Source organism: Candidatus Igneacidithiobacillus taiwanensis (genome assembly GCF_031962545.1).
Taxonomy (GTDB): domain Bacteria; phylum Pseudomonadota; class Gammaproteobacteria; order Acidithiobacillales; family Acidithiobacillaceae; genus Igneacidithiobacillus; species Igneacidithiobacillus taiwanensis.
In genome coordinates, this window is record NZ_JAVRKK010000113.1 from 1 (window position 1) to 7,155 (window position 7,155).

Sequence of the window (7,155 nt, forward strand, 5' to 3'; positions counted from 1 at the left end):
TACCCGGTAAAACCCCCGGATCCGGTACCCGACATGTTGAACCTGCATGGCACTCCTCCCTCGCCAAAGAAGTGCCAAAGGTTTGTGAACTTATGCAGTACCAAGCGCGCTGGCGTTTCTTTAGTTACTAATCTGTACCTACTTTACAAAACTTCCAAAAGCTCTAGCATCGAGCTGTACCCACACCACGTCAAGGAGCCGCGCATGTCTGAGACCCATACTTCTCGCACGGTGGAGGCCTTGGTCCCTGGCCGGGTCACCAGCGACGGCGCCGGAGTTCGCCTCACCCGCCTTTTTGAACGCGAACTGCAGCAACGTCTGGATCCCTTTCTGATGCTTGATGCCTTTGGTAGCGATCACCCCGACGACTACATCGCCGGTTTTCCCGACCACCCGCACCGCGGCTTCGAGACCATCACCTACATGCTCGCCGGCTGCATGCGCCACCGCGACAGCGCCGGACACGAAGGGTTTCTCGAGGCCGGCGGCGTGCAATGGATGACCGCTGGCAGGGGCATCATTCATTCCGAAATCCCGCAGCAGCAAGAAGGGCGGATGGCCGGCTTTCAGCTTTGGCTGAACCTACCGGCTGCCGACAAACTTTGTGCTCCTTGGTATCGGGATTTTTCTGCCGCCGAGCTGCCGCGCGGCGGGGATGCGCAGGGTGCAAGCTGGATCGTGATTGCCGGCCACAGTCATGGGGTTGCGGGTGCCGTCCAGCGCCAGCAAACCGAACCCCTGATTCTCGACCTCTCTCTCCCTGCCGGCGCAGCATTCTGGCAAGACTTGCCCAGAGAACACCACGCCTTCTAGGTTCCCTATGAAGGCAGTGTTGCCATTGCTGATCGCGCGCTACCCACCGGCCAGCTTGCTGTGCTGAGACAAGATGGTGACGGCGTGGCGATCGAAGCCAAAAGCCCCAGCCGAGTCCTTTTGGTGAGCGGTCGCCCCCTGCGGCAACCCATCGTTCAGCATGGCCCCTTCGTCATGAATACCCGCGCGGAAATCGAGGCCACTTTGGCGGACTATCGCGCCGGGCGTCTCGCCTAACACGTGCGTAGACAGCCGTTATGGCGCCCCCTATACTTTGCCAGAAAACCAACCCAAAGGAGCGTGCCATGTCTGATTCCACCAGTGTTGTACCCGAATCCTCGAACGAAGAACGCAACATTGCCACCCTCGTCAACGTTGGCGGAGCCCTGTTTGGCTTTCTACCCGCACTGATCGTGTATCTCGTCAAAAAAGACCAGTCGAGCCCCTGGCTCCTCGAGCAGTTGCGCGAAGCCCTCAACTTTCAGCTCACTGTGCTCATTGCCTACATTGCCGCCAGTATTCTCAGTTTTCTCCTTGTTGGCCTGTTCATTTTTCCGCTCATTTACCTCGTCAATTTGATTTTTTGCATCCTCGCGGCGGTCAAGAATAGTCGTGGTGAAACCTATCGTTTTCCCTTGAGCATTCGTCTGGTCAACTGAAACGGCCCTTGTCAGCGCCCATCGCCCTCCCCTAAGCTCCCAGCATCTTCGCCAAGCAGGGAGGGCAAGGTTTTGCCCGTATTGGAGTTACGCGCCGGCCTCATCGAATGGGGCGGCAGGATATTGTTGGATCATGCCGATCTGCGTGCCGAAAGCGGCGAGCGGATTGGCCTCATTGGCCGTAACGGTGAGGGGAAATCGACCCTCCTCAGCGCCTTAGCCGGCCAATATCGCCTCGACGATGGTAGCTTGTGGATCGACCCGGCCCTACGTCGCGCCTTTTTGCCTCAAGAACCCGAGTTGCCGGATGACGCCTTGGTGCTCGACTACCTACTCGCCAGCCCGCAAGATAGCGCGAGCCCCGATGCCCTAGCCGAAGATGCCGCCGAGCGCTGGAGTCTGCCAGCTCGTGCCGAAGCGTTGTGCAGTCAACTGCAGCTGCCCCTCGATCGTCCCATCGGCGCCCTGTCTGGCGGGCAAAAGAAGCGCGTGGCAATCGCCAGTACCCTGATTCATGGTGCGGAATTACTGTTTCTTGATGAGCCTACCAACCACATGGACCTGGCTGGTATCGAGGCCCTCGAAAAGACCCTGCTACGCTACCGCGGCACGCTTTTTTTCGTTACCCACGACCGGCGCTTTCTCGAATCCCTCTGCACCCGCATCGTCGAGCTCGACCGCGGTCAGTTGCGCAGCTTTCCTGGCAGTTTTTCGGCCTACCAGCGGCGTAAAGAGGAACTACTCAATGCCGAGGCGGCGGATCTCGATCGTCTGAACCAACAACTGGCCAGCGAAGAGGCTTGGCTGCGCCAGGGCGTCAAGGCCCGCGCCAAGCGCAACCAGGGGCGCTTGCGGCGCCTGGAGCAACTGCGCGAGGAACGCAAACAGCGACGCGGACGCGTTGGCGAAGCGCAGATTACCATCCAGCAGGCGGAACGTTCCGGCACGCTGATCGTCGACCTAGAAAATGTTTCCCTTCGCCTGGGCGAGCAGGATATTCTGCGCGGCTTTTCGACCCGCATCGAGCGCGGCGATCGAGTTGGCATCATCGGCCCCAACGGGGCGGGCAAAACCACGCTCTTGCGCCTGATGTTGGGCGAAATAGAGCCCGATACCGGCAAGGTACGCCGCGGCACCCGGCAATCCATCGCCTATTTCGACCAGTTACGGGAGCAACTCGACCCAGAAATGCGTGTTGCCGATGTGGTTGCCGACGGGAATGATTTCATCGAAGTCGAGGGCGAGCGTCGCCATATCCTCGGCTATTTACAGGATTTCCTTTTTGCCCCGGAGCGAGCGCGCGGGCTGGTCAAGGGCTTGTCCGGGGGGGAGCGGGCGCGTTTGCTATTGGCGCGTCTCTTTGCCAAACCGGCCAATATCCTGGTCCTCGATGAACCGACCAACGACCTCGACCTAGAGAGTCTGGAAGTCCTGGAAGATCGCCTCCTGGCCTTCCCGGGCACTGTCTTGCTGGTTTCTCATGACCGCGAATTCCTCGATCATGTAGTCACCCAAAGCATCATCAGTCTGGGCGACGGCAAGTGGCTGAATAGTGCCGGTGGGCATCAGGATTTTCTGGCGTGGCAAGCGCAGCAAAAAAGTGCGCCCAGTGTGGCAGAAACGAGCACAGCGGCAGCAGGACGGGCCACTAGGCGCCCAAAGTCTCTCAGCTTCAAGGAGCGTGCCGAGCTCGAGGCCCTGCCCGGAAAAATCGAAGCGCTGGAAGCACGACAAAACGAGGTTGCCGAGGCCCTTGGCCGGCCCGAGAACTATCGCGACGCGGCACAAGCACTGGCGCTGCAGGAGGAAGCCCGTCGCATAGCGGCAGAGCTGCAGGCCGCCTACGAACGGTGGGAAGAATTGGAAGCCAAGGAAGCAGAAATTCGCGCGGCGAGCAGCTCAGGGTAAACGCAGCCAGCGCAGCAGGCCGTAATCTACAGCCGCGGGGACAAGGCTCGCGAGCAAACCCAGCGCCATCGCCATCCAGGCACCCGGAAGCTGCACCGGGCTCGGCACCATGCCCGCCCAATGCCAAGCCGTACCCGTCAGGGTGTAGGCGAGGAGCAGACCTGGTACGAGCAGCAACACATCGAGCAGGAGACCGAGGAGCACCGCCAGCAGCACTCCCGCGACCGCCGCGACTCCGCGCAGAATCAGCCGCGATACACCCATAGGAGAACGTCTCGACGGGGCAAAGCAACTTGCTTGCCGGAGGCAAAGTAGAGGGTTGCCGTGGGCGTGAAAGCGGCGTCCGTAGCCCGGGCGGCAACGCGATACGCACTGGGCCAGTCGGGAGCCGGTTGCACCGAGACACCAGCCCGACGCAGCAATTGCGCACCCTGCGCATCAACCATGAGGTGCGAAAGCGGCACGCGGGTAGACAGCGCCAGCAAGAGAATCGCCAGCAGAATGAGAGCGACGCCGGCGGCAAGTACCGCCGCCACCAAACGATCTACCCGATCCATTTCACTTACCCCCTCCCTCTGCCCAGATTTCCGCTTGCGCCTCGGTAATGTTGGTTGCGGCGCTCGCACAAGGATGTCCACCGCACCAACGCGGAGCAATGCCAAGTTCCTGCAGGGCATGCTGCATGGTCACCCGAAACACCGGCGCCGACTCCACCCCACCAAAATTCCAATAGCGAGTACTTCCGCGCAAGGATACGGCCATCACCAGATCCGGTGCAAAGCCCGGCGCAAAACCAACAAAGGTCGCATTGGTCTTCTTTTTTTCGAAGCCGCCCTTGCCATTGGCGAGATTGGCAGTGCCGGTCTTTCCCGCCACCGCATAACCCGGCAAGGCGGCGAGGATGCCGGTGCCATTGGCGCTGCATACCCCTTCCAGCCAATGCTGCAGATGCCCAGCAATGGCAGGTGACATAATCCTGTCGCTGCGCGCCGTTTGCCCGGCAATCAGGGTGGGCTGCAAGTGCAGTCCGCCATTGGCAATGGCAGCGTATCCTTCGGCAAGCTGCAGGGTGGTCACCGAAACACCGTAGCCTAGGGCAATGGTGGCATGGCGCGCCTTGTCCCAGGTATTTGGTGGCGGCAGCACGCCCGCCGTTCCTCCAGCAAAGCCGAGGTCGGGCTCGCGGCCGAAGCCAGCACGGCGATACATATCGTAGATGGCGTCGGGGGCGGTGCGCAGGGCAATGGTAGCGGCGCCGATGTCGCTCGAATACTTGAGGATGTGGGCAACATTGAGCTCCTGGTGGACGACATCGTCGCGGATGCAGAAGCCGCCCACCGGCAGACAGTGCGACACATTGAAGCTCTCGTCCGGCTGGATGGTACCTGTAGCGAGCGCCGCCGCAATCACGAAGGGTTTCATCACCGAACCAGGCTCAAAGGCTTGGTGCACGGCATTATTGACGTAGTCCTCCGGATTGCTGCAGCCATTCTGGCGATTGGGGTTGCAAGAGGGGACACTGACCATGGCCAGAATCTGCCCCGTGTGCACATTCATCACCACCGCCGAACCGTTAGTGGCCCCAAAATGGCGCTGCGCCGCCTGCAGGGTCATGTAGGCCCAGTATTGGATCTGCGGATCAATGGTCAGGTGCAGATCATGACCGTTTTGCGCTGGCTGCGTCTGCAGCACCCGCAAAATCTCGCCGCGGCCGTCTACCAACACCTTTTCCCAGCCCGGCTTGCCCTGCAACCAGTCATTGAAACCGCGCTCCAGCCCCGCCGCCCCCTGGTGATCGAGATGCACCAAACCGAGCAAAGGGGTAGTCACCGCCCCCAAAGGATAATAGCTACGGCTGGTCGGCTCGACATAAATGCCGGGCACATGCAGCTTCGCCAAAGCGGTGCCTAGTTGCGGGTGTACTTGGCGCAGGATGTACGCAAACTGCTCTCCTCCATGCTGCAGGCGCTCTTGCAGGGTTGTTTCCGGGATCTGCAAAGCCTGCGCCACTGCCGGCCAGTCTTTTTGCTGCTGGCGAAAGATGCGTGGGTCGGCCCAGATCGTGACCGCCGGCACATTGACTGCCAGGGGCTGCCCATTGGCGGCGTAGATGATGCCGCGCTGCGCGGGCAACGGCCGTTCCTGCACATAGCGCATCTGCCCCTGCCCGCGCAGAATGTGCCGTTGCAGAAACTGCAATTCGGTGTCTCGCCCCAAGACCAAGAGCATACCCACAAGAATGAGCAGGATGAGTAAGCCGGCACGCCACCCAGGTAAGGTACGCGAACGCGTTGCTGGCTCGGTGGTCATGGACGCTGGGGGCAAAGGGGGTCGGCGCAACTATCCGCAACATAGCGCTGACAGCGAGAACAGTGTTGAAGGGTCTGCACTGACGCTGGGTGCTGACGATGGGCCCGCAGCGAGCGGCGCCAGCGCCAAATGGCATAACCCGCAATGGCGATCAGGACGAGCAACTTCCACATCCGATCTGCGGCCTCCCTTGTTAGTAAAAACGCCCGCAAGCGGGCGCTGTTGTTGGTCGGGGCGAGAGGATTCGAACCTCCGACATCCGCCTCCCGAAGGCGGCGCTCTACCAGGCTGAGCCACGCCCCGAAGTGCTAGTGGTCGCGATGGACCGCAAAATCCGCCAAGAACAGGAGGGCTTCTTTTTCCGCGCTTGCAGCAAAGCCCTGCAAACACATGGCCGCCTCCTCCGCAAACTTCTCGGCAGAGCGCAGAGTGTATGCAATGGCGTCGGTCTTGGCAATGATCTCGAGCACCTGCGGCAGATGCTGCCGCGTCTCGTCGGCCAGGGCGGCCCGCAAAATGGCCTGATCAGCGGCACTGCTATTGCGCATGGCATGGATGAAGGGCAAGGTCGCCTTGCCGTCGGCCAAGTCATCGCCACGGTTTTTGCCCATGCTTTCGGCCTCTGCTTCATAATCGAGGGCATCGTCCATGAGTTGGAAGGCCGTACCCAGAAGCCTACCGTAGTCCGCTAGAGCTTGTTCCTGGGCCGCATCCATCCCATTGATAATGGCCGCCAGTCGCGTCGCTGCCTCAAAAAGCTTGGCGGTTTTAGCCGCAATCACGGCAAAATAGCGCTCGGGATCGAGGTCGGCATCGTTGGCATTTTCCAGCTGCGCGACTTCGCCCTGCGCAATGACGCTGGTAGCCTCGGCCATCGTCGCCATGACCCGCATATCGCCATCCTGGACCATCATTTCAAAGGAGCGGGCGTAAAGAAAATCCCCAACCAGGATTGCTGCAGCATTGCCCCAGAGCTGATTGGCGGTAGCGTTGTTACGGCGCAGCTCGGAACCGTCGACAACATCATCGTGGAGCAAGGTGGCGGTGTGGATGAATTCGACGACCGCCGCCAAGGGGATCGGACGAGCACTGCGGTCACCCCCCATGCGGGCGGCGAGCAAAAGGAGAATGGGGCGAAGCCGCTTGCCGCCCGCATTGACGAGGTAAGCGCCCATGGCCGGAATGGTGGGCACGCCCGATTGTAATTGTTCCTGGATAACGCGGTTGACGGCTAGCATGTCGGCATGGACGAGTTCTTTGACGCCATCAAAATTCATCCTGGTCTTTCTCCTCGCCGCCGCTCACCCCTATGGTGCGCGCAAAAGTCTCGCGATTGTCGATAGCGGAGCGCGTGCTTGTCAAGGAAATGTATGCGTCCACCACCTTTGGCACTGTGGTAGATGTTGGAGGAGGAAGGATAGCGGTGGTTTCTGTCCGAGTCGATGGTGTGGCCGTTCGGCGTTGT

8 protein-coding genes, 1 tRNA gene and 1 pseudogene are annotated in these 7,155 nt (G+C 60.6%); 4 read left to right on the top strand and 6 right to left on the bottom strand.

Going from position 1 to position 7,155, the window contains the following annotated elements; translation table 11 throughout:
- Positions 1 to 204 precede the first annotated feature (204 nt).
- The 4 genes and pseudogenes from RTI30_RS11325 (at position 205) to RTI30_RS11340 (ending at position 3,380) form a co-directional block, all read left to right on the top strand.
- Positions 205 to 813 (top strand): pirin family protein, encoded by a 609-nt coding sequence (locus RTI30_RS11325; RefSeq protein WP_312263319.1) that lies wholly within the window; start codon positions 205 to 207, stop codon positions 811 to 813.
- Positions 814 to 828: 15 nt separating this feature from the next.
- A pseudogene (locus RTI30_RS11330) lies at positions 829 to 1,050 on the top strand (pirin-like C-terminal cupin domain-containing protein); the annotation flags it as partial.
- Between the two features lie 68 nt (positions 1,051 to 1,118).
- Positions 1,119 to 1,472: a DUF4870 domain-containing protein gene (locus RTI30_RS11335; RefSeq protein ID WP_312263318.1), complete on the top strand. Its 354-nt coding sequence runs from the start codon at positions 1,119 to 1,121 to the stop codon at positions 1,470 to 1,472.
- Between the two features lie 72 nt (positions 1,473 to 1,544).
- Positions 1,545 to 3,380: an ATP-binding cassette domain-containing protein gene (locus RTI30_RS11340; RefSeq protein ID WP_312263317.1), complete on the top strand. Its 1,836-nt coding sequence runs from the start codon at positions 1,545 to 1,547 to the stop codon at positions 3,378 to 3,380.
- Here RTI30_RS11340 and RTI30_RS11345 read toward each other — a convergent pair.
- The 6 genes from RTI30_RS11345 to RTI30_RS11370 form a co-directional block, all read right to left on the bottom strand.
- Complete coding sequence (locus RTI30_RS11345; RefSeq protein WP_312263316.1) at positions 3,372 to 3,644, bottom strand: hypothetical protein; 273 nt, start codon at positions 3,642 to 3,644, stop codon at positions 3,372 to 3,374. The two genes, RTI30_RS11340 and RTI30_RS11345, sit on opposite strands and share 9 nt — an antisense overlap.
- The gene (locus RTI30_RS11350) at positions 3,626 to 3,937 is read right to left on the bottom strand and encodes a hypothetical protein (protein ID WP_312263315.1); all 312 of its coding nucleotides are present in this window, start codon (positions 3,935 to 3,937) and stop codon (positions 3,626 to 3,628) included. The genes RTI30_RS11345 and RTI30_RS11350 overlap by 19 nt, the downstream gene beginning before the upstream one ends.
- 1 nt (position 3,938) lies before the next feature.
- Positions 3,939 to 5,690 carry a penicillin-binding protein 2 gene (locus RTI30_RS11355; RefSeq protein WP_312263314.1) on the bottom strand — a complete coding sequence of 584 codons (1,752 nt, stop codon included), beginning with the start codon at positions 5,688 to 5,690 and terminating at the stop codon, positions 3,939 to 3,941.
- A gap of 226 nt (positions 5,691 to 5,916) precedes the next feature.
- Positions 5,917 to 5,993: transfer RNA gene (locus RTI30_RS11360), tRNA-Pro, on the bottom strand.
- 5 nt (positions 5,994 to 5,998) lie between these two features.
- The gene (locus tag RTI30_RS11365; protein WP_312263313.1) at positions 5,999 to 6,967 is read right to left on the bottom strand and encodes a polyprenyl synthetase family protein; all 969 of its coding nucleotides are present in this window, start codon (positions 6,965 to 6,967) and stop codon (positions 5,999 to 6,001) included.
- The coding region (locus RTI30_RS11370; RefSeq protein ID WP_312274866.1) for a hypothetical protein at positions 6,957 to 7,155 on the bottom strand (199 nt) is incomplete at its 5' end. The genes RTI30_RS11365 and RTI30_RS11370, both read right to left, overlap by 11 nt.

Coding starts and splice junctions, on each gene's coding strand:
- RTI30_RS11325 (WP_312263319.1), top strand. CDS start 205: ATGTCTGAGACCCATACTTCTCGCACGGTGGAGGCCTTGGTCCCTGGC.
- RTI30_RS11345 (WP_312263316.1), bottom strand. CDS start 3,644: ATGGGTGTATCGCGGCTGATTCTGCGCGGAGTCGCGGCGGTCGCGGGA.
- RTI30_RS11350 (WP_312263315.1), bottom strand. CDS start 3,937: ATGGATCGGGTAGATCGTTTGGTGGCGGCGGTACTTGCCGCCGGCGTC.
- RTI30_RS11335 (WP_312263318.1), top strand. CDS start 1,119: ATGTCTGATTCCACCAGTGTTGTACCCGAATCCTCGAACGAAGAACGC.
- RTI30_RS11355 (WP_312263314.1), bottom strand. CDS start 5,690: ATGACCACCGAGCCAGCAACGCGTTCGCGTACCTTACCTGGGTGGCGT.
- RTI30_RS11365 (WP_312263313.1), bottom strand. CDS start 6,967: ATGAATTTTGATGGCGTCAAAGAACTCGTCCATGCCGACATGCTAGCC.